21 protein-coding genes are annotated in these 17409 nt (G+C 65.2%); 17 read left to right on the top strand and 4 right to left on the bottom strand.

All coding sequences use genetic code 11. The annotated features are described in order from the left end of the window. Positions 1 to 49 precede the first annotated feature (49 nt). The 4 genes from QA640_RS16825 to QA640_RS16840 are packed head-to-tail and all read left to right on the top strand — an operon-like array spanning position 50 to position 3891. Positions 50 to 1252 carry a VWA domain-containing protein gene (locus tag QA640_RS16825; RefSeq protein WP_283041709.1) on the top strand — a complete coding sequence of 401 codons (1203 nt, stop codon included), beginning with the start codon at positions 50 to 52 and terminating at the stop codon, positions 1250 to 1252. Between the two features lie 10 nt (positions 1253 to 1262). Then, positions 1263 to 1586, top strand: coding sequence for an XdhC family protein (locus QA640_RS16830; RefSeq protein ID WP_283041710.1), 324 nt, complete (start codon positions 1263 to 1265; stop codon positions 1584 to 1586). Between the two features lie 2 nt (positions 1587 to 1588). Next, on the top strand, positions 1589 to 2290 hold the full coding sequence (locus tag QA640_RS16835; protein ID WP_283041711.1) for an XdhC family protein: 702 nt from the start codon (positions 1589 to 1591) through the stop codon (positions 2288 to 2290). Further along, entirely contained in the window at positions 2287 to 3891 is a 1605-nt protein-coding gene (locus QA640_RS16840; protein ID WP_283041712.1) for a molybdopterin-binding/glycosyltransferase family 2 protein, read from the top strand. Before QA640_RS16835 ends, QA640_RS16840 begins: the two co-directional genes overlap by 4 nt. Before the next feature lie 96 nt (positions 3892 to 3987). Here QA640_RS16840 and QA640_RS16845 read toward each other — a convergent pair whose 3' ends face one another. Next, positions 3988 to 4161 carry a hypothetical protein gene (locus QA640_RS16845; RefSeq protein ID WP_283041713.1) on the bottom strand — a complete coding sequence of 58 codons (174 nt, stop codon included), beginning with the start codon at positions 4159 to 4161 and terminating at the stop codon, positions 3988 to 3990. Positions 4162 to 4233: 72 nt separating this feature from the next. Here QA640_RS16845 and QA640_RS16850 point away from each other — a divergent pair, with 72 nt between their 5' ends. The 3 genes from QA640_RS16850 (at position 4234) to adhP (ending at position 6326) form a co-directional block, all read left to right on the top strand. Further along, on the top strand, positions 4234 to 4623 hold the full coding sequence (locus tag QA640_RS16850) for a DUF4189 domain-containing protein (protein ID WP_283041714.1): 390 nt from the start codon (positions 4234 to 4236) through the stop codon (positions 4621 to 4623). Between the two features lie 117 nt (positions 4624 to 4740). Next, entirely contained in the window at positions 4741 to 5151 is a 411-nt protein-coding gene (locus QA640_RS16855) for a DUF2000 family protein (RefSeq protein WP_283041715.1), read from the top strand. Positions 5152 to 5300: 149 nt separating this feature from the next. Then, positions 5301 to 6326, top strand: a complete 1026-nt coding sequence (gene adhP / locus QA640_RS16860) for an alcohol dehydrogenase AdhP (protein WP_283041716.1) — start codon at positions 5301 to 5303, stop codon at positions 6324 to 6326. Positions 6327 to 6562: 236 nt separating this feature from the next. Here the strand turns inward: adhP and QA640_RS16865 are convergent, their stop codons facing one another. Genes QA640_RS16865 through QA640_RS16875 form a run of 3 tightly spaced genes read right to left on the bottom strand, consistent with a single transcriptional unit; the run spans position 6563 to position 7785 of the window. Then, positions 6563 to 6976 carry a GFA family protein gene (locus tag QA640_RS16865; protein ID WP_283041717.1) on the bottom strand — a complete coding sequence of 138 codons (414 nt, stop codon included), beginning with the start codon at positions 6974 to 6976 and terminating at the stop codon, positions 6563 to 6565. Positions 6977 to 6991: 15 nt separating this feature from the next. After that, positions 6992 to 7453, bottom strand: a complete 462-nt coding sequence (locus QA640_RS16870; protein ID WP_283041718.1) for an SRPBCC domain-containing protein — start codon at positions 7451 to 7453, stop codon at positions 6992 to 6994. After that, a complete protein-coding gene (locus QA640_RS16875) occupies positions 7450 to 7785 on the bottom strand; it encodes a metalloregulator ArsR/SmtB family transcription factor (protein WP_283041719.1) in 336 nt (111 codons plus the stop codon). The genes QA640_RS16870 and QA640_RS16875 overlap by 4 nt, the downstream gene beginning before the upstream one ends. 110 nt (positions 7786 to 7895) lie before the next feature. Here QA640_RS16875 and QA640_RS16880 point away from each other — a divergent pair, with 110 nt between their 5' ends. From QA640_RS16880 to QA640_RS16925, 10 genes are all read left to right on the top strand, one after another. Then, a complete protein-coding gene (locus QA640_RS16880; protein WP_283041720.1) occupies positions 7896 to 8591 on the top strand; it encodes a TetR/AcrR family transcriptional regulator in 696 nt (231 codons plus the stop codon). Further along, entirely contained in the window at positions 8588 to 9391 is an 804-nt protein-coding gene (locus tag QA640_RS16885) for an efflux RND transporter periplasmic adaptor subunit (RefSeq protein ID WP_283041721.1), read from the top strand. The genes QA640_RS16880 and QA640_RS16885 overlap by 4 nt, the downstream gene beginning before the upstream one ends. Then, entirely contained in the window at positions 9388 to 10326 is a 939-nt protein-coding gene (locus QA640_RS16890; protein WP_283041722.1) for an ABC transporter ATP-binding protein, read from the top strand. The genes QA640_RS16885 and QA640_RS16890 overlap by 4 nt, the downstream gene beginning before the upstream one ends. Further along, positions 10323 to 11486: an ABC transporter permease gene (locus QA640_RS16895; protein ID WP_283041723.1), complete on the top strand. Its 1164-nt coding sequence runs from the start codon at positions 10323 to 10325 to the stop codon at positions 11484 to 11486. The genes QA640_RS16890 and QA640_RS16895 overlap by 4 nt, the downstream gene beginning before the upstream one ends. A gap of 30 nt (positions 11487 to 11516) precedes the next feature. Then, positions 11517 to 12824 carry an adenylate/guanylate cyclase domain-containing protein gene (locus QA640_RS16900; RefSeq protein WP_283041724.1) on the top strand — a complete coding sequence of 436 codons (1308 nt, stop codon included), beginning with the start codon at positions 11517 to 11519 and terminating at the stop codon, positions 12822 to 12824. 144 nt (positions 12825 to 12968) lie between these two features. After that, entirely contained in the window at positions 12969 to 13163 is a 195-nt protein-coding gene (locus QA640_RS16905; RefSeq protein ID WP_283041725.1) for a hypothetical protein, read from the top strand. Between the two features lie 188 nt (positions 13164 to 13351). Next, positions 13352 to 14083, top strand: coding sequence for a GntR family transcriptional regulator (locus tag QA640_RS16910; RefSeq protein WP_283041726.1), 732 nt, complete (start codon positions 13352 to 13354; stop codon positions 14081 to 14083). Between the two features lie 49 nt (positions 14084 to 14132). Continuing rightward, positions 14133 to 15377, top strand: a complete 1245-nt coding sequence (locus QA640_RS16915; protein ID WP_283041727.1) for an MFS transporter — start codon at positions 14133 to 14135, stop codon at positions 15375 to 15377. 23 nt (positions 15378 to 15400) lie between these two features. After that, on the top strand, positions 15401 to 16300 hold the full coding sequence (locus QA640_RS16920; protein WP_283041728.1) for an amidohydrolase family protein: 900 nt from the start codon (positions 15401 to 15403) through the stop codon (positions 16298 to 16300). Between the two features lie 120 nt (positions 16301 to 16420). Beyond that, positions 16421 to 17335 carry a PhzF family phenazine biosynthesis protein gene (locus QA640_RS16925; RefSeq protein WP_283041729.1) on the top strand — a complete coding sequence of 305 codons (915 nt, stop codon included), beginning with the start codon at positions 16421 to 16423 and terminating at the stop codon, positions 17333 to 17335. The last annotated feature ends 74 nt before the right edge of the window (positions 17336 to 17409 follow it).

Genomic DNA, 17409 nt, shown 5'->3' on the forward strand with positions numbered 1-17409 from the left:
GGTTAGCCGCTGCGCGGCGCCCCAGAATGACGAGTGAGGGTGTTGGACCATGGCCATCAATCACCTTGCGCCTGACAGGACCGAGCAGCTCGCCGACAACATCGTCGGCTTCGCCCGCGCGCTTCGTGCCGCCGGTCTTCCCGTCGGCCCCGGCGCGGTGATCGACGCCGTCAACGCGCTCCAGGTGATCGACATCGGCAGCCGCGCCGACGTCTTCACCACGCTGGAGGCGATTTTCGTCAAGCGCCACGAGCATGCGCTGATCTTCAGGCAGGCCTTCAATCTGTTCTTCCGGCCTTCCGAAGAGTGGAAGCACATGCTGGATTCGGTGCCGCTGCCCGATCACGCCAAGAAGAAGCCGCCGCCGGCCTCGCGCCGGGTCCAGGAGGCGCTGTCGCAGCCGCATATGACGGAGACGCCACAGCGCCAGGAGCAGGATCTGCGCCTGTCGGTCTCCGACAAGGAGATCCTGCAAAAGAAGGATTTTGCGCAGATGAGCGCCGCCGAGATCAATGAGGCGCTGCGTGCGATCGAGAAGATGAAGCTGCCGCAGGCCGAGCTCCTGACGCGCCGGCACCGGCCCGATCCACGCGGCCTGCGCCTCGACCTGCGCCGCACGCTGCGTGCCTCGCTCCATACCGGCGGCGACATCATCGACATCCACCGCCTCGGGCGGATCGAGAAGCCGGCACCCATCGTGGCGCTGCTCGATATCTCGGGCTCGATGAGCGAGTACACCCGCCTGTTCCTGCACTTTCTCCATGCCATCACGGACGCCCGCAAGCGCGTCTCCGTGTTCCTGTTCGGCACCCGCCTCACCAACGTCACCCGTGCGCTCCGCCAGCGCGATCCGGACGAGGCGCTGGCAAGCTGCTCGGCCGCGGTGGAAGACTGGGCCGGCGGCACGCGGATTGCGACCTCGCTGCACAACTTCAACAAATTGTGGGCGCGGCGTGTGCTGAGCCAGGGCGCGATCGTGCTCTTGATCTCCGACGGGCTGGAGCGCGAAGCGGATTCCAAGCTCGCCTTCGAGATGGACCGTCTGCACCGCTCCTGCCGCCGCCTGATCTGGCTGAACCCGCTGCTGCGGTTCGGCGGCTTCGAAGCCAAGGCGCAGGGTATCAAAATGATGCTGCCCAACGTTGACGAATTCCGCGCCGTACATAATTTGAGTTCGATCCAGGAGCTGATCAAGACGCTCTCCCAGCCGCTGCCGCCGCATCACCGCAGCCTGATCCGTTCCGCAGCTTGAGAGGTAGGCCATGCTCGATCGCGACGAGGATATCCTGAAGGCGGCGGAGGACTGGCAGAAGGCCGGCCATGGCGTCGCCCTCGCAACGGTGGTGGAGACCTGGGGCTCGGCACCGCGGCCCGCGGGCTCGAGCCTCGTGATCAACGACGACGGTACATTTCTAGGCTCCGTCTCGGGCGGCTGCGTCGAAGGCGCGGTGGTCACCGAGGCCATGGATGTGATCGAGAGCGGCAAGCCAAAGATGCTGGAGTTCGGCGTCGCCGATGAGACCGCCTGGAACGTCGGGCTGTCCTGCGGCGGCACCATCCGCGTCTTCGTCGAAAAGGTCGGCTAGCCGTGAAGCTGGAAACCCTGCACGAACTCAATGCCGAGCGCGCCGCGCGGCGGCCGGTCATCCTCGTCACCGATACGGAGAGTGGCGAGCAGCGGCTGGTGAAGGCCGGAGATTTTGCCAAGGATCCGCTGCGCGCCGAGCTGGAAAAGCAGCTCCGCATGGGCAAGAGCGGCAATGTCGAGGTCGGCGGCAGGAAGCTGTTCCTCAACGTCTATGCGCCGACCGCGAAGATGGTGATCATCGGCGCCGTCCATATCAGCCAGGCGCTGGCGCCGATGGCGCGCTCGCTCGGTTACGACGTCACGGTCGTCGATCCCCGCACGGCCTTTGCGAGCCCCGAGCGCTTTCCGGACGTGCCGCTGATCGCGGAATGGCCCGACGTCGCGCTGCCGCCGCTCAACATCGACCGCTACACCGCCTTCGTCGCGCTGACGCACGATCCCAAGATCGACGATCCCGCGCTGCTGCACGCCTTCGAGCGCGACTGCTTCTATATCGGCGCGCTCGGCTCGCGGAAGACGCACGCCAAGCGCGGCGACCGGCTACGGGCGCAGGGCGCAAAGGACTCTGATATCACCCGCATCCACGCGCCCATCGGTCTTGCAATTGGCGCGGTCTCGCCGTCGGAGATCGCGGTGTCGATCATGGCCGAGATCACGGCGGTGCTCCGCCTGCCTCCGAAAGAAAAAGAAGAAGCGGCATGAAGTTCGGCCCGGCGAGTCCGAAGGATGCGATCGGCGGTGTGACCGTCCACACCCTGCGCCAGGGTCCACTGGTGCTGAAGAAGGGCACGACGATCGGGCCTGCCGAGGTCGAGGCGCTTACACGCGCCGGCATCAAGGACATCGTCGTGGTGCGCATGGAACAGGGCGACGTCTCCGAGGACGTCGCGGCTGCCGGCATTGCAGAGGCCGTCGGCGGCGAGGGCATCCATGTCGAGCGCGCCTTCACCGGCCGCGCCAATCTGTTCGCGGCGCGCCCGGGCGTGCTGGTGATCGATCGCGCTGCGGTCGACCGCATCAACAATGTCGACGAAGCCATCACATTTGCAACACTCTCTGCCTTCAAGCCGGTGGTCGAAGGCGAGATGGTCGGCACCGTCAAGATCATCCCGTTTGGCGTTGAAGGAACGTTGCGCGATGCCGCGGTGAAGGCGGCCGGCCGCGAGGTGCTGCGCGTTGCGCCCTACGTGATCAAGCGCGTCGGCGTGGTCTCGACCCTGCTCCCGGGGTTATCCTCCAAGGTCGTCGACAAGACGCTGCGCGTGACCGCCGAGCGGCTCGCGCCCGCCGGCGCGACCATCATCGCGGAGCGGCGGGTTCCGCACGAGGAGACGGCGCTGTCGGCTGCGATCAGGGCGCTGCTCGGCCTCGGCGCCGAGCTCGTCATCGTGTTCGGCGCCTCCGCAATCGCCGATCGTCGCGACGTGATCCCGGCTGCCATTACCGAGATCGGCGGCGCGATCGAGCATTTCGGCATGCCCGTCGACCCCGGCAATCTGCTGTTGATCGGGCGCGCCGGCGGGGTGCCCGTGCTGGGCGCGCCGGGCTGCGCACGCTCGCCGGTCGAGAACGGTTTCGACTGGGTGCTGATGCGGCTGCTTGCCGGCATCAAGGTCACGCGCGCCGAGCTGATGGGCATGGGCGTTGGCGGCCTCCTGATGGAGATCGTCACGCGGCCGCAGCCGCGCGCAAAACCCGAGGCCGAAGGCAACAGCCACGTCGCGGCCATCGTGCTCGCCGCCGGGCGTTCGACCCGGATGGGCGGACCGAACAAGTTGCTCGCCGAGCTCGAGGGAAAGAAGCTGGTGCAGATCGCGACTGAACAGGTGCTGGCCTCGAAAGCGTCCGAGGTGATCGTCGTAACCGGCCACCAGGCCGAGCTGGTCGAGCAGGCGCTTGCCGGGTTGAAGGTGAAATTCGTTCGCAATCCGGATTTTGCCGGCGGCATCGCGAGTTCAGTCAAGGCCGGCATCGCGGCCGTGCCGGAGACCTGCGACGGCGCGCTGGTCTGCCTCGGCGACATGCCGCTGATCGATGCTGGTCTGATCGACCGCCTCATCGACAGTTTCGCGCCCGACCGAGGCAACCTCATTGCGGTGCCCGTGAGCGAAGGCCGCCGCGGCAATCCGGTGCTGTGGTCGCGCCGCTTCTTCAGCGAATTGATGACGCTCGACGGCGACATCGGCGCGCGCCACCTGATCGCCAAGCATGCCGAAGTCGTGGCCGAAGTGCCCGTCGACGGCGAGAGCGCCTTCCTCGACATCGACACCCCGCAGGCACTGGAAGCGGCAAAACGCGGATAGCGGCGCTGTAGATGCGTGTAGTGGGTTAGCCGAAGGCGTAACCCACTACAGTCTTCACGGAAACCAAAGCGGTGGGAAGCTGATCGCTTCGCTCGCCTACTTCTTGGTGCTTGACAATTTCTCGCTGCCGGCAGCCTTCAGATCGACGCCGCCCTTCGTCAGCTTGGCCTTGTCGCCGCTGTTAAACGTGAACGTGTCGGCGCCCGCGCTGATGCCGTTCCAGGCGACCGCTTCGAATGTATATTTCGTTCGTCCGATATGCCTTTCCAACCACTCGTTCACCAAGTGGAAACGAGCCGCGCTTAGAGTCGCCCGCACCTGCCTGGGGGGAGGGGAATTTCCATGGCTTCCAACGTCGTCGCGCGCCGTTGCGCGGTGTTTTTCTTTGGGCTGAGCGTTGCCGTGGCGGGAGCGCGCTACGTCACAGACGCGCACGCCGCCGGCGCCTTCGCGGTCGGCAAATGTGGCGCCTACGGCCATGCCTATGACTTTCCCGGCGAAGCCGCGGCGCGGGCAGCAGCACAAAAGCAGTGCAAGGGCGAGTGCACGACTGTGACCATGAAGCGCGCCTGTGCCGCGATGTCAGTCGATCTCGCCAACCCCTGCGGCGCCTATGGCTATGCCGTGAAGCCGAAGATCTCGACCACGCTCAACGCCGCTACGCGCGAATGCTACAAATATGGCGGCAAGGAATGTGTGATCCGCGCCTGGGCCTGCGACGCCAAGGGGTGATCTCTCCTCTGCCATTCCGGGCGCGCGTAGCGCGAACCCGGAATCTTGTGTCATAAAACCTCTGGATTCCGGGCCTGCGTTTTCGACGCGCCCCGGAATGACGCGTGAGGGGCACAGATGCAGTTCGACACCAAGATCGCCGTCGTGATCCGCAACGACCTTCAGACCTGGCAGAAGCTCAACGTCGCATCGTTCCTCGCTGGCGGCATCGCCGCTGCCTTTCCCGAATGCATCGGCGAGCCCTACGAGGACGCCTCGGAGACGAAATATCTTTCCCTGATCGGCCAGCCGATCCTGATCTACGGCGCCGATGGTCCGGCCTTGTCCCGCGCGCTCGATCGCGCGCTGTCGCGCAACGTCACGCCGGCGGTCTATACCGAGGAGATGTTCGCGACCACGCACGATGCCGCCAATCGCCAGGCGGTGAGGGCGGTCAGCCGTGCCGATCTCAATCTCGTCGGCATCGCGATCCGCGCCGAGCGCAAGGTGGTCGATAAAATTGTCGACGGCTTGAGGTTCCACAGCTGACGCTGTCGGCGCGTTCACGCGAAATTGCTGTCACTGCTTTGATACTGCTGCTTCGCCGTGCGCAAACATTGTGCCGTTTGACGTCAATCAAGGGCGCATCGCGCGCGGTCACTAGTCTGCCTTTCGCGCAAATGCAAAGGAGCAGACCGATGCCGACCATGAAAGCCGCCGTCGTCACCAAGCTTGGCAAGCCGCTCGAGATCCGGGATGTGCCGGTGCCACAGCCGGGTCCCGGTGAGGTCCTGGTCAAGGTGAAGGCTTGCGGGGTCTGCCACACCGACCTGCACGCCGCGTCCGGCGACTGGCCGGTCAAACCGGTTCCACCCTTCATTCCCGGTCATGAGGCCGCCGGCACCGTCGCGGCGCTCGGACCCGGCGTCACCAACCTCAAGGTCGGAGACGCCGTCGGGGTCGCATGGCTGCACGATTCGTGCATGCACTGCGAATATTGCGAGACCGGCTGGGAGACGCTGTGCGAACACCAGCACAATACCGGCTACAGCGTGAATGGCGGCTTTGCCGAATACGTCATCGCCTCTGCGGCCTTCGCGGCGAAGCTGCCGGCCAATATCGATTTCGCCGGCGTTGCGCCGATCCTGTGCGCCGGCGTGACGACCTACAAGGGACTTAAGGAGACCGAGGCGCGGCCCGGCGAGTGGGTGGTGATCTCGGGCATCGGCGGTCTCGGCCACGTCGCGATCCAATACGCCAAGGCAATGGGGCTCAAGGTTGCCGCGATCGATATCGCAGAGGACAAGCTCGCGCTGGCGCGCTCGATCGGCGCCGACCTCGCCGTCAATGCGCTGAATGCCGATGCCGTCGAAAAAGTGCTGGCCGCGACCGGGGGCGGGGCGCATGGCGTGCTGGTAACCGCAGTCTCGACGGCCGCCTTCGCGCAGGCGCTTAGGATGGTGCGCCGGAAGGGCACCGTCAGTCTCGTCGGTCTGCCGCCCGGGGAATTCCCGACCCCGATCTTCGACGTCGTGCTGAAGCGCATCACCGTGCGCGGCTCGATCGTCGGCACCCGCAGGGATCTCGACGAGGCGATCGCCTTTGCAGCCGACGGGAAGGTGCACGCCGAAGTCACCAAGGTGCCGCTCGCCGAGATCAATACGGTGTTCGACAAGATGAAGGCCGGCAAGATTGACGGCCGGATGGTGCTCGATTTTGGCTAGAGCGTTGTGAGGCGAGGTTTGAGTGCTGCCACGAAAGAGGTGCGCTCCCTCTCCCGCTTGCGGGGCGCTTGTGGGGCGGTGCTGGGGTGGGGGTGCTTGCGCAATCGACAATCCCGACGCGGAGAGAGCCCCCGACCCGGCGCTTCGCGCCGACCTCCCCCGCAAGCGGGAGAGGTGAAGCGAACTCGTGGCCAAATTGTTGGTACCAAAAGGCCGCGCGCTCTGGCGCCGGCGCCTCACGCCGGCGGCATGGCCTCGAACTTCGGCAGGCTCGGATCGAGGTGATCCCAGCCGTGTCCGCGCGCGGCGTAAGTGACCACCTGCGGCTTGTAGCGGGCCGGCTCGTCGAGGCTCGCGGCGCGGATGGTGAAGATGTCGGGCATCGCGGCGAAGGTCATGTAAACCGGCAAGCCGCACACGGAGCAGAAGGCGCGCGTCTTCACGTTGCCACTGTCGCCGACCATGTCCCATTGCTTTGCCTCGCCTGTCAGCGTGACGCCGGGGCGCGCGAAGGTGAGGTACGAGCCGTGGCCGGTGCCGCTTTCACGTTGACAGTCCCGGCACTGGCAGTGGTTGGCGAAGAGGGGCTCACTGGCAATCGAATAGCGGATCGCGCCGCAGGCGCAGCCGCCGGTATAGGGCTTGGTCATCGCGATATCTCCTGCTCACTCTTCGCCGCTGATCTCGCCGAGCTGGCGGACGACCTTCTTCCAGCCACCGCTCATGACGTTGTAGGCGGAGTCGTTCCTGGGCATGACGAAGCCCGCATGAACCAGGCGGATCCGCGTGCCAGCTTCGACGGGGGTGAGGGACCACGTCACGACGGTGTCAAGCGGCGCGCCGTAGCCGGTGTTGCGTTCGTCGCCGCCCTTCCAGGCGTAGACGAGGCGCCGGTTCGGCACGACCTCCAGAACCCGACAATGGATGACGCCATCCCACGCGCCTCCCGGAGTGGTCTGGAACGTGAAGTGGTTTCCTTCGGTGGCTTCAAAACCGGTCGGCGGCATCAGCCAGCGCGCGATCAACTGCGCGCTCGTCAGAGCCTTCCAGATCGTCTCGGTCGCGTGAGGGAAGACCTCGTCGATGACGATGTCCTTGGTCTGGGCTTTCAACTCCGCTGCATTCACTGGTCGATCTCCTTCAAGAGCTCACGCAGATTGTGGAAACGCTCGCGCCAGAAGACGCCGTAATGATCCATCCACTCGACGAGAGGCTCGAGACCTTGCGGCGCGGCTCGGTAATAGACGTTGCGGCCCTCCGCGCGCTCGGCGACGAGACCGGCCTGCTTGAGGGATTTCAGGTGCTGCGAGATTGCGCCCTGGGTCACGCCGCTGCCGCGCGTCAGCTCCGCGACGCTGATCTCCTTGCTCTCGAAGACGCGCTCGAACACGGCGCGGCGGGTCGGATCGGCGAGAGCGCGCATGACGGTGGTGACGGGGTTTGGGGCGGCTTCAAGCATGATCATTCAATTAGTACATACTAATGCATTAGTCAATACTAATTCGTCGCAATAGCGATCGGGCGAATTGAACGCTTGACTATGACTGACTAGTCAGTCATAAATGCCGAATGACGAAGAAGCCGACCAAAGCAGCCTTGCCGTCAGCAACCGGCGCCAAGGCCAAGATGCCCGAAGCCAGCGAAGAGGCTGCGGCTCCCGCTTCGAACCGCGCCGCGCGCGCGGCGGAGCGGCGCGCTGCGATCGTGGAGGCGGCGCTGGAGGAATTTATCGCGCGCGGCTTCGCGGCGACGCGGCTCGATGACATCGCGAAGCGCGCGGGCGTCGCCAAAGGCACGATCTACCTGCACTTCAAGGACAAGGAATCCATGTTCGAGGAGCTGGTGCGCATCGTCATCGTGCCGGTGGTCGAGCGGCTTACCACGCTGCCGCCGCCAACCGGCTCGGTGCGCGACCTCGTCGAAGCCTTTGCGACCAACTTCCTGAAGGAGGTTGCGAACACTAGGCGTGGCGATCTCGTGCGCCTGATCGTGGCGGAGGGGCCGCGCTTTCCGGCCGTGGCCGACTTCTACTATCGCGAGGTGGTGTCGCGCGGGATCGCCGGCATGCGCGCGCTGATCGAGCTCGGGATCGCCCGCGGCGAGATCCGCGAGAAGAACCTGGCGCGCTTTCCGCAGATCCTGGTCGCGCCGGCGCTGACCGCGGTGATCTGGCAGAGCCTGTTTGCGCGGCACGCGCCGCTCGATGCGCAGGCGATGCTGCGCGTCCATCTTGATCTGATTTTCGGCGAACGGAGGACGACATGAGGTCGTCGCAAGCAGTTTTTGCATTTGCAGTGGTCGCTGTGCTCGCAACCGGGCTTGCGGGCTGCAAGGAACAGCGCGACCCTGGCTTCCAGGGCTGGGTCGAGGCCGACATGATTTTCGTCAGCCCCGATGAAGCGGGGCGTGTGACCAAGCTCAACGTCCGCGAGGGCGAGGAAGTGAAAGTCGGCGATGCCCTCTACTCCGTCGATGACGATCTCCAGCTCGCCGATCTCAACCAGAACAAGGCGACGCTGGCAAATGCGCAGCAGACCTATGATCGCGCGGCTTCGCTCAGCAAGACGGGCTCGGGCACGCAGGCCAATCTCGATTCCGCGGTCTCCGCCTTGCGGGTCGCGGAGGCGCGCGTTGCGACCTCGGAGACGCGGCTGGCGCGGCGAAAGGGTTTTGCGCCGGTCGCCGGCACGATCCAGCAGATCTATTTCCGCGAGGGCGAGATGGTGGCCGCGCAGCGGCCGGTGCTGTCGATCATGCCGCCCGGCAACATGAAACTGCGCTTCTTCGTGCCGGAGACCGAGCTGCCAAAGCTTGCGATCGGCGACCAGGTGAGGGTGGTCTGCGACAATTGCGCGGCCGATCTCACCGCGAAGATCTATTTCATCGCGACCACGGCCGAATACACGCCGCCCGTCATCTACAGCCTCGATGAGCGCAACAAGCTCGTCTATTTGATCCAGGCGCGGCCCTCGCGGCCCGATGCGCTGCGCGTGGGGCAACCGATCGACGTCTATCTCAATCCCAAGTCTTCTGAAATCAAGACTCCGATAGCGGACAAGCGATGAACGGGACAGCCGGCAACGGTATCGCGATCGACGTCAAGGGGCTGACAAAGTCCTTTGGCGGCCGCGAGGTCGTGCATGATCTGTCGATGCAGGTGAAGCGCGGCTCGATTTACGGTTTTCTCGGTCCCAATGGCTCCGGCAAGACCACGACCATCCGCATGCTCTGTGGGCTTTTGACGCCCGACAGCGGCGAGGGCACCTGCCTCGGCTACGACATCAAACGCGACGCCGAGCGCATCAAGCGCCAGGTCGGCTACATGACCCAGCGCTTCAGCCTGTACCAGGACCTCTCGGTGCGCGAGAACCTGGAATTCGTCGCGCGGCTCTACGGCATGCGCGACGCGCGCGGCGCGGCAGCCGAGATGATCAACCGGCTCGGTCTCTCCGGCCGCGAGGAGCAGCTTGCGGGCGAGCTCTCCGGCGGCTGGAAGCAGCGGCTGGCGCTCGGCGCCTGCACGCTGCCCAATCCGCAACTCCTGCTGCTGGACGAGCCGACCGCCGGCGTTGACCCGAAGGCACGGCGCGATTTCTGGAACGAGATCCATGCGCTTGCCGCCGAAGGCCTCACCGTGCTGGTATCCACTCACTACATGGACGAGGCCGAGCGCTGTCACGAGATCGCGTACATCGCCTACGGTCATCTCCTGACGCACGGCACGGTGGATGAGGTGATCGCGAAGTCCGCGCTCACCACCTACACCGTCACTGGGGATGACCTCAACGGCCTCGCCGCCGATCTCACCGGCAAGCCCGGTGTCGATATGGTCGCGCCGTTCGGAACCTCGCTGCACGTCTCGGGCCGCGATGTCACCGCCCTCGAGGTCAGCATCGCGCCCTGGCGCGACAGGTCCGGCCTGCACTGGCAGAAATCGCATCCTTCGCTCGAAGACGTCTTCATCGAACTCATGAACCGCTCGAAGGACAATTTCCAATGAGCGCCATCAACGTATCGGATCAAGGTCACGACATCCGCGAGCGCTTCGGATTCTGGCGGCGCTCCTATGCGATGGTGGTGAAGGAGTTCATCCAGCTGCGGCGCGACCGCGTCTCCTTCGCCATGATCGTGATGATCCCGGTGATGCAGCTTCTGCTGTTCGGCTACGCCATCAACACCACGCCGCACAACCTGCCGAGCGCGGTGCTGCTCCAGGAGGACAGCGATCTCGCGCGCTCGGTGCTGAAGGCGCTGGAGAACACCGCCTATTTCCGTTTCACCCGCGAGGTGCACGACGTCGACGAGTTCGACAACCTGCTCAAATCCGGCAAGGTGCTGTTCGGCGTCGAGATCCCCCGCGGCTTCGAACGGGCGGTGCGGCGCGGCGACCGGCCGGCGCTGCTGGTCGCCGCCGACGCGACCGATCCGGTCGCGGCCAGCGCCGCGCTAGGCTCGCTCGGCATGATCGTGCAGACCGCGCTTGCGCACGATCTCTATATCGGCGATCCCCCGGAGATGCCGTTCGAGATCCGCGCGCACGCCCGCTACAATCCGGCCGCGTCCTCGCGGCTGAACATCGTGCCGGGCCTCGTCGGCACCATCCTGACCATGACCATGCTGATCTTCACCGCGCTGTCGGTGACGCGCGAGGTCGAGCGCGGCACCATGGAGAGCCTGCTGTCGATGCCGATCAGGCCGGTCGAGGTGATGTTCGGCAAGATCATCCCTTACGTGCTGGTCGGCTTCATCCAGGCTTTCCTGATCCTCTCGATAGGCGTGTTGCTGTTCGGCGTGCCCGTGCTCGGCAGCCTCACCCTGCTGGCGCTGCTCTCGACGCTGTTCATCACCACCAATCTCGCGATCGGCTACACCTTCTCCACAATCGTGCAGAACCAGCTCCAGGCCATGCAGATGTCGATGATGTTCTTCCTGCCGAGCATATTGCTGTCCGGCTTCATGTTCCCGTTCGCTGGCATGCCGGTCTGGGCGCAATATCTCGGCGAGGGGCTGCCGCTGACGCATTATGTACGTATCGTCCGCGCCATCATGCTCAAGGGCGCAACCGTCCAGAACTTGCAATATGACACGCTGGCGCTGGCAGCCCTGATGCTGGTCGCCATGGTCATCGCCGTGACGCGCTTCCGCCGCACGCTCGATTGAGGCAAAATACCTCCGCAACAAGGGGGCGAGATGGTCGGTTTTGCCAGCAGGAAAGCACGGCGGCGGGGCGGCATGTCCGAGGACTTCGAGCGCGAGCTGGGGCGCGAGGTGCTCCGGACCGAACTGCTGCGGGTGCGGTCGCTGATTGTGACCGGCTGCGTCATGGTGCTGTTCTTCACGGGGATCGATCTGCTCGATCCCCGTGTCGTGGAACGGGTGTGGCGCGGGACGATCGGCTTGAGCCAGGTCTATGGCCTCCTGATCGGCTTCATCCTGTTCGAGGTCTGGGTGCATTTCCAGATCAGGCGAAACCTCAAGCTCGACCGCGACCTGCCGGTGGTGAGGCGCTACATCGGCGCATTCATCGAAACGTCAATGCCCACCGTGATCCTGTTGCTGCAAGTCCGGAGCATGGGCGCGAGCCAGGCGCTCGGCTTCGCCTCGCCGCTGGTCTACTTCATCTTCATCATTCTCTCGACATTGCGCCTCGACTTCCGGATCTCCACATTCACCGGCTTTGTTGCGGCGGCCGAGCTGTTTGCGGTCGCGATGTACTTCAATGCCGCCAGCGATTCGAACGAACCTCTGATCTACTTCCACGCGGTGCGCAGCGTCATCATCCTGGTCTGCGGCGTGCTGGCAGGCGCCGTCGGCGCGCAGCTGCGCCGGCAATTTGCCGCGAGCATTGCCGCCGCGACCGCGCGCGACCGCGTGACGAACCTGTTCGGCCAGCACGTCTCGCCGCAGGTCGTCGAGCGGCTGATGGCGGAGGGCACCAGCGCCGGCGGCGACATCAGGCGCGTCGCGGTGATGTTCGTCGACTTCCGCGGTTTCACCGCCGGCGCGCGCTCGCGCTCGCCGCGGGACGTGGTCGACCGGCTCGACGGCGCCTTCGCCGTGCTGGTCGACATCCTCGACCGCCACGGCGGCATCGTGAACAAGTTTCTGGGCGATGGCTTCCTCGCGCTGTTCGGCGCTCCACTTGCCGCATCCGATGCCGCGCACCGCGCGGTCGCCGCCGGCCGCGAGATGCTGTCGGCAATGGATCGCATCAATGCGGGCTCGAGCTGGCCGCTGCGGATCGGCATCGGCATCCATTTCGGCGAGGTCGTCGCCGGCAATATCGGTTCGCCCCGGCGCAAGGAATACACGGTGATCGGCGACACCGTGAACTTCGCTTCAAGGCTCGAGGCGCTGAACAAGGATTTCGGCTCGCAGCTGTTGATCTCGTCCGCCGTGCGCGAAGCCTTGGGCGATGACGGCGGCGACGCCGTCGCGCTCGGCGAGGTCGAGGTGCGCGGCTACGAGCGGCCGATGGCGGTCTTTCAACTGGGGTAGGGGTGCTTTCGACGCCTTCAGACAGACCTCGCGTTTCCTTGAAGGCGCGTGATGAAATATCTCCAGCAGCTTTCCGCTCTTGCATTCTGGAAGTCGGAAACGTCCCGGCTTCCGTTTGTCACGTGGAGAAAACCAAGGACCCGATTGACCTTCGTCTCGGCCGCCCTGATCGCCGCTGCCGTCTATCAAACGCAAGCCGCAGCAGCCCGCGACGTCGCCGCACGGCGCGCCGTGCCCCAACCGCACGCGGCTGCCGATTGCGTGAGGGCTCCAGCAGAGGGAGCGTTTGCCACCGCGCCCTACAAGGAGCCGCCATGCATGCCGAAGACGATGAACTGACGATCGAAGCAGACGAGGACGGGTTGGCGAAGTGTGCCAACCCGACCTCGCAAACCGCTGCGTAGGTTCTTCGTCTGCGATGACCGCGCACGCTTGCCGACCAAAGCGACAGCCCCATTGATTCGGGCTGATCGATGGTATTTTAGTAGTCCTTGACTCCCCCTTCATCTAGTCATCTATATGACTATATGAATTCCGCCCCGCTCGACGACCGCCTGCCACGCTATCAGCGCCTGCGCGACGATCTCGCCGCGCGGATCAATCGCAATGAATGGCGGCCTGGCGAGCCGATCCCGTCCGAATCGGAGCTCGCCGCGCACTACGGCGTTGCGATCGGCACCGTGCGCAAGGCAATCGATCAGCTCGTCAGCGACGCAGTCCTCGAGCGCCAACAGGGCCGCGGCACCTTCGTCCGCCGCGCGCGCTTCAACTCCTCGCTGTTCCGCTTCTTCCGCTTCCAGTCCGAGAGCGGCGAGCGCCGCGTGCCGCAGAGCCGTATCCTCAGGCGGAAATGCGTGCCGGCAACGTCCGCCGTCGCGTCCGCGCTGCGCATTCCCGTCGGCGAGCCCGTGATCAGCCTGTCGCGTCTGCGCCTGATCGACGACGTGCCGCTGCTCGCCGAAGAGATCTGGCTGCAAAAGTCGCGCTTCGCGGCGATCCTCGACCTCGACCCGTCCGAGTTCGGCGACCTGCTTTATCCGCTTTATGAGGAGCGTTGCGGCGAGGTGGTGGTGTCGGCCGAGGAAATCCTGACGGTCGAGACCGCGAGCGAGATGCAGGCTCGCCTGTTGCGGCTCGGGGCCCATGCGCCGCTGATCGTCATCGAGCGTCTTGCGCTCGATCTCGAGCGGCGCCCGATCGAATGGCGCCGCTCGCGCGGGCCGGCCAACCGCTTCCGATACCACGCCGAGATCCGGTAAGCGCCGATAACAACGACATTCAAGCAATAAAGAATTCAGGGGAGAGACCATGGCAAACTGGTACAGCGAAAGCTCGCCGCTCGAGCGGCGCACCTTCTGGGCAAGCTTTGGCGGTTGGGCGCTCGATGCGCTCGACGTCCAGATGTTCGGTCTCGTGATCCCTGCGCTGATCGCGGCTTTCGGCATCACCAAGGCCGATGCCGGCCTGCTTGGCTCGATCACGCTGTTCTTCGGCGCCTTCGGCGGCTGGCTCGGCGGCGCGCTCGGCGACCGTTTCGGGCGCGTCAGGGCACTCCAGATCACGGTCGCGACGTTCGCACTTGCGACCTTCGCCTGCGCGTTCGCGATGAGCTACACCCAGCTCCTCGTGCTCAAGGCCATTCAGGGTCTCGGCTTCGGCGCCGAGTGGGCCTGCGGCGCAGTGCTGATGGCCGAGATCATCCGGCCCGAGCATCGCGGCAAGGCGCTCGGCTCGGTGCAGAGTGCCTGGGCGGTGGGATGGGGCGCAGCCGTGCTCTTGTCTGCGCTGGTCTTCACCTATGCGCCGGCGGATATCGCCTGGCGGATCCTGTTCGCGATCGGGTTATTGCCGGCGCTGCTGATCATCTTCATCCGGCGCGGCCTGAAGGAGCCGCAGCGCGCCGTATCGCGCGAAGTCGAGCCACCATTCCTCGCCACGCTCACAGGCATCTTTCATCCCGACGTGCTGCGCGCGACCCTGATTGGCGGCCTGTTCGGCATCGGCGCACATGGCGGCTACGCCGCACTGACCACGTTCCTGCCGACCTATCTTCGCGAGGTACGCCATTTGTCGGTGCTGGGCTCGAGCGGCTATCTCGCCGTGATCATCATTGCCTTCTTCTGCGGCTGCGTGACGAGCGGTATCATCAGTGACCGCATCGGCCGGCGCGCGAACGTCGCGTCATTCGCCGCCGCCTGCATCGTCACCGTGCTCATCTACATCTTCGCGCCGCTGACCAATTCGCAGATGCTGGTGCTGGGCTTCCCCCTCGGATTCTTCTCCGCGGGCATTCCGGCGAGCATGGCGGCGCTGTTCAGCGAGCTCTATCCGGCCGGCGTGCGCGGTACCGGCGTCGGCTTCTGCTACAATTTCGGCCGCGTCGTCTCCGCCGCCTTTCCGTTCCTCGTCGGCTATCTCAGCGACCACATCAGCCTTGGACCTGCGATCGGAATCGATGCGGCCTTTGCCTATTCGCTGGTGCTGATCGCGGTGCTGATGGTGCCCGAAACCCGCGGCAAGGTGTTTGAGCAGACCGCCGCCGGGCGCGCCTGACCTGCGAATGTGGAGTTACGAACATGACGACAAGCGAACACGGCCTCACGCGCCGTCAATTCGGCGCGGGCGCCGTTGCCCTCGCCTCAGTGCTCGCCAGTGCGGGCAGGGCGATGAGTGAAGTGACGATGCCGGCGATCGACACCCACGCGCACGTCTTCCATCGCGGCCTCAAGCTTGCGCCCGGCCGGCGCTATGCGCCGGACTATGACGCGCCGCTCGATCTCTATCTGCAGCAGCTCGATCGCAACGGCATGACCAACGGCGTGCTGGTGCAGCCGAGCTTTCTCGGCACCGACAATTCCTATCTCGTCGACTGCCTGAAGGCGGCCGGTGGCCGGCTGCGCGGCATCGCCGTCATCGATCCCGCGGTTCCAGCGGAGGAGCTTGCCGCGCTCGATCGCGCCGGCGTGGTCGGCATCCGGCTCAATCTCGTCGGCCAGACCTTGCCGGATCTTGCTGCCCCCGAATGGAAGGCGCTGCTCGCATCCGTCAAATCACTGGGCTGGCAGGTCGAGATCCAGCGCAATGCCTCCGATCTCGCAATGCTCGCGCCGCAGCTACTCGACCGCGGCATCACGGTCGTGCTCGATCACTTCGCGCTGCCCGATCCAAAACTTGGCGTCGCCGATCCCGGCTTCCAGGGCGTGCTGAAGCTGGGTGCGACCAGAAACGTCTGGGTCAAGATCTCCGCGCCGTACCGCAACGGCGCCGCCGGTGAGAGCTTTGCGAAGGAAGCCTATCCGCTGCTGCGCACCGCCTGCGGTCTCGACCGTCTGTTGTGGGGCAGCGACTGGCCGCACACGCAGTTCGAGGCGACGCAGACTTACGAGAAAAACCGCCGCTTCCTTGACGAGATCGTGCCTGACAAGGGCGAGCGCGCGCAGGTGCTGGCGTCGCCGTTTCAGCTTTTCCGCTTCTGATCTCTTCACGTGATTGCACCGAGTGCTCCGAGTTTTGGGGCATGACGGCTGATAGCTTCGGCCTGTAACATGCATGCCGATGCAGCCGGTTGAGGCTGCAATTTGAGTGAGGCAAGAAAGATGCAACGGCGCTACATCACCGTCGACGTGTTCACCAACCGCGCCTTCGGCGGCAACCAGCTTGCCGTCGTGCTCGATGCCGGCGGGCTGTCGACGCAGCAGATGCAGGCGATCGCGACCGAGTTCAACTATTCCGAGACCACCTTCGTGCTGCCGCCGCGCGACAAGGCGAACGATGCCGAGGTGCGCATCTTCACGCCCGTCAGTGAGCTACCCTTTGCCGGGCATCCCAATGTCGGCACGGCGTTCGTGCTTGCGACGATCGCCAGGGAGCCGAAGTCGCGTCTGCTGTTCGAGGAGAAGGCTGGCCTCGTGCCCGTGGACATCCGGCGAGAGCAGGGCAGGGTGGTCAACGCCGAGCTCACCGCGCCACAGCCGCTGAGCCGCCTCTCGCAAGTCTCCGCTGATGACGTCGCAGCCTGTCTATCGCTGACCGCGATGGACATCACGGCCGATCGCCACGCGCCGCAGGTCGTTAGCGTCGGAACGCCGTCCCTGGTGGCGGAAGTGCGCTCGCGCGATGCGCTGCGGCGGGCCAAGCCCGATGCCGCGGCCTTCGGCCGGGTGTTGCCGCGTGACGGCGCCTTCGCGATCTACTTCTACACGCGCGAGGTGCCTGCGGCGGAAGCGCCTTGCGATCTCCAGGCGCGGATGTTCTTCCCCGGCGCCAGCGGCCTGATCGAGGACCCCGCCACCGGCAGTGCCACGGTCGCGGCGGCGGCGTTGTTCGCCGATCTCGATCCCTCGCGCGACGGCGAATTGAAGCTCACGATCGGCCAGGGTTTTGACATGGGCAGGCCGAGCATCCTGCTGACGCGCGCGGTGAAGCAGAACGGCGCGCTTCTGTCCTCCCATGTCGGCGGCCAGTGCGTGCAGATGATGGAAGGAACGTTCCGGCTGGCGGGGGAGGCATGACCCTCACTGCGTCGTCATTCCGGGGCAGCGCGAAGCGCTGCGCCCGGAATCTGTCGGGCCGCAGAGTTCGTATT

It is taken from the genome of Bradyrhizobium sp. CB82 (assembly GCF_029714405.1).
Taxonomy (GTDB): Bacteria; Pseudomonadota; Alphaproteobacteria; order Rhizobiales; family Xanthobacteraceae; genus Bradyrhizobium.

Excerpts from the sequence above, each read along its gene's own strand:
- QA640_RS16825 (WP_283041709.1), top strand. The coding sequence starts at position 50 with ATGGCCATCAATCACCTTGCGCCTGACAGGACCGAGCAGCTCGCCGAC.
- QA640_RS16830 (WP_283041710.1), top strand. The coding sequence starts at position 1,263 with ATGCTCGATCGCGACGAGGATATCCTGAAGGCGGCGGAGGACTGGCAG.
- QA640_RS16840 (WP_283041712.1), top strand. The coding sequence starts at position 2,287 with ATGAAGTTCGGCCCGGCGAGTCCGAAGGATGCGATCGGCGGTGTGACC.
- QA640_RS16850 (WP_283041714.1), top strand. The coding sequence starts at position 4,234 with ATGGCTTCCAACGTCGTCGCGCGCCGTTGCGCGGTGTTTTTCTTTGGG.
- QA640_RS16855 (WP_283041715.1), top strand. The coding sequence starts at position 4,741 with ATGCAGTTCGACACCAAGATCGCCGTCGTGATCCGCAACGACCTTCAG.
- adhP (WP_283041716.1), top strand. The coding sequence starts at position 5,301 with ATGCCGACCATGAAAGCCGCCGTCGTCACCAAGCTTGGCAAGCCGCTC.
- QA640_RS16865 (WP_283041717.1), bottom strand. The coding sequence starts at position 6,976 with ATGACCAAGCCCTATACCGGCGGCTGCGCCTGCGGCGCGATCCGCTAT.
- QA640_RS16875 (WP_283041719.1), bottom strand. The coding sequence starts at position 7,785 with ATGCTTGAAGCCGCCCCAAACCCCGTCACCACCGTCATGCGCGCTCTC.
- QA640_RS16880 (WP_283041720.1), top strand. The coding sequence starts at position 7,896 with ATGACGAAGAAGCCGACCAAAGCAGCCTTGCCGTCAGCAACCGGCGCC.
- QA640_RS16885 (WP_283041721.1), top strand. The coding sequence starts at position 8,588 with ATGAGGTCGTCGCAAGCAGTTTTTGCATTTGCAGTGGTCGCTGTGCTC.
- QA640_RS16890 (WP_283041722.1), top strand. The coding sequence starts at position 9,388 with ATGAACGGGACAGCCGGCAACGGTATCGCGATCGACGTCAAGGGGCTG.
- QA640_RS16895 (WP_283041723.1), top strand. The coding sequence starts at position 10,323 with ATGAGCGCCATCAACGTATCGGATCAAGGTCACGACATCCGCGAGCGC.
- QA640_RS16900 (WP_283041724.1), top strand. The coding sequence starts at position 11,517 with ATGGTCGGTTTTGCCAGCAGGAAAGCACGGCGGCGGGGCGGCATGTCC.
- QA640_RS16910 (WP_283041726.1), top strand. The coding sequence starts at position 13,352 with ATGAATTCCGCCCCGCTCGACGACCGCCTGCCACGCTATCAGCGCCTG.
- QA640_RS16915 (WP_283041727.1), top strand. The coding sequence starts at position 14,133 with ATGGCAAACTGGTACAGCGAAAGCTCGCCGCTCGAGCGGCGCACCTTC.
- QA640_RS16920 (WP_283041728.1), top strand. The coding sequence starts at position 15,401 with ATGACGACAAGCGAACACGGCCTCACGCGCCGTCAATTCGGCGCGGGC.
- QA640_RS16925 (WP_283041729.1), top strand. The coding sequence starts at position 16,421 with ATGCAACGGCGCTACATCACCGTCGACGTGTTCACCAACCGCGCCTTC.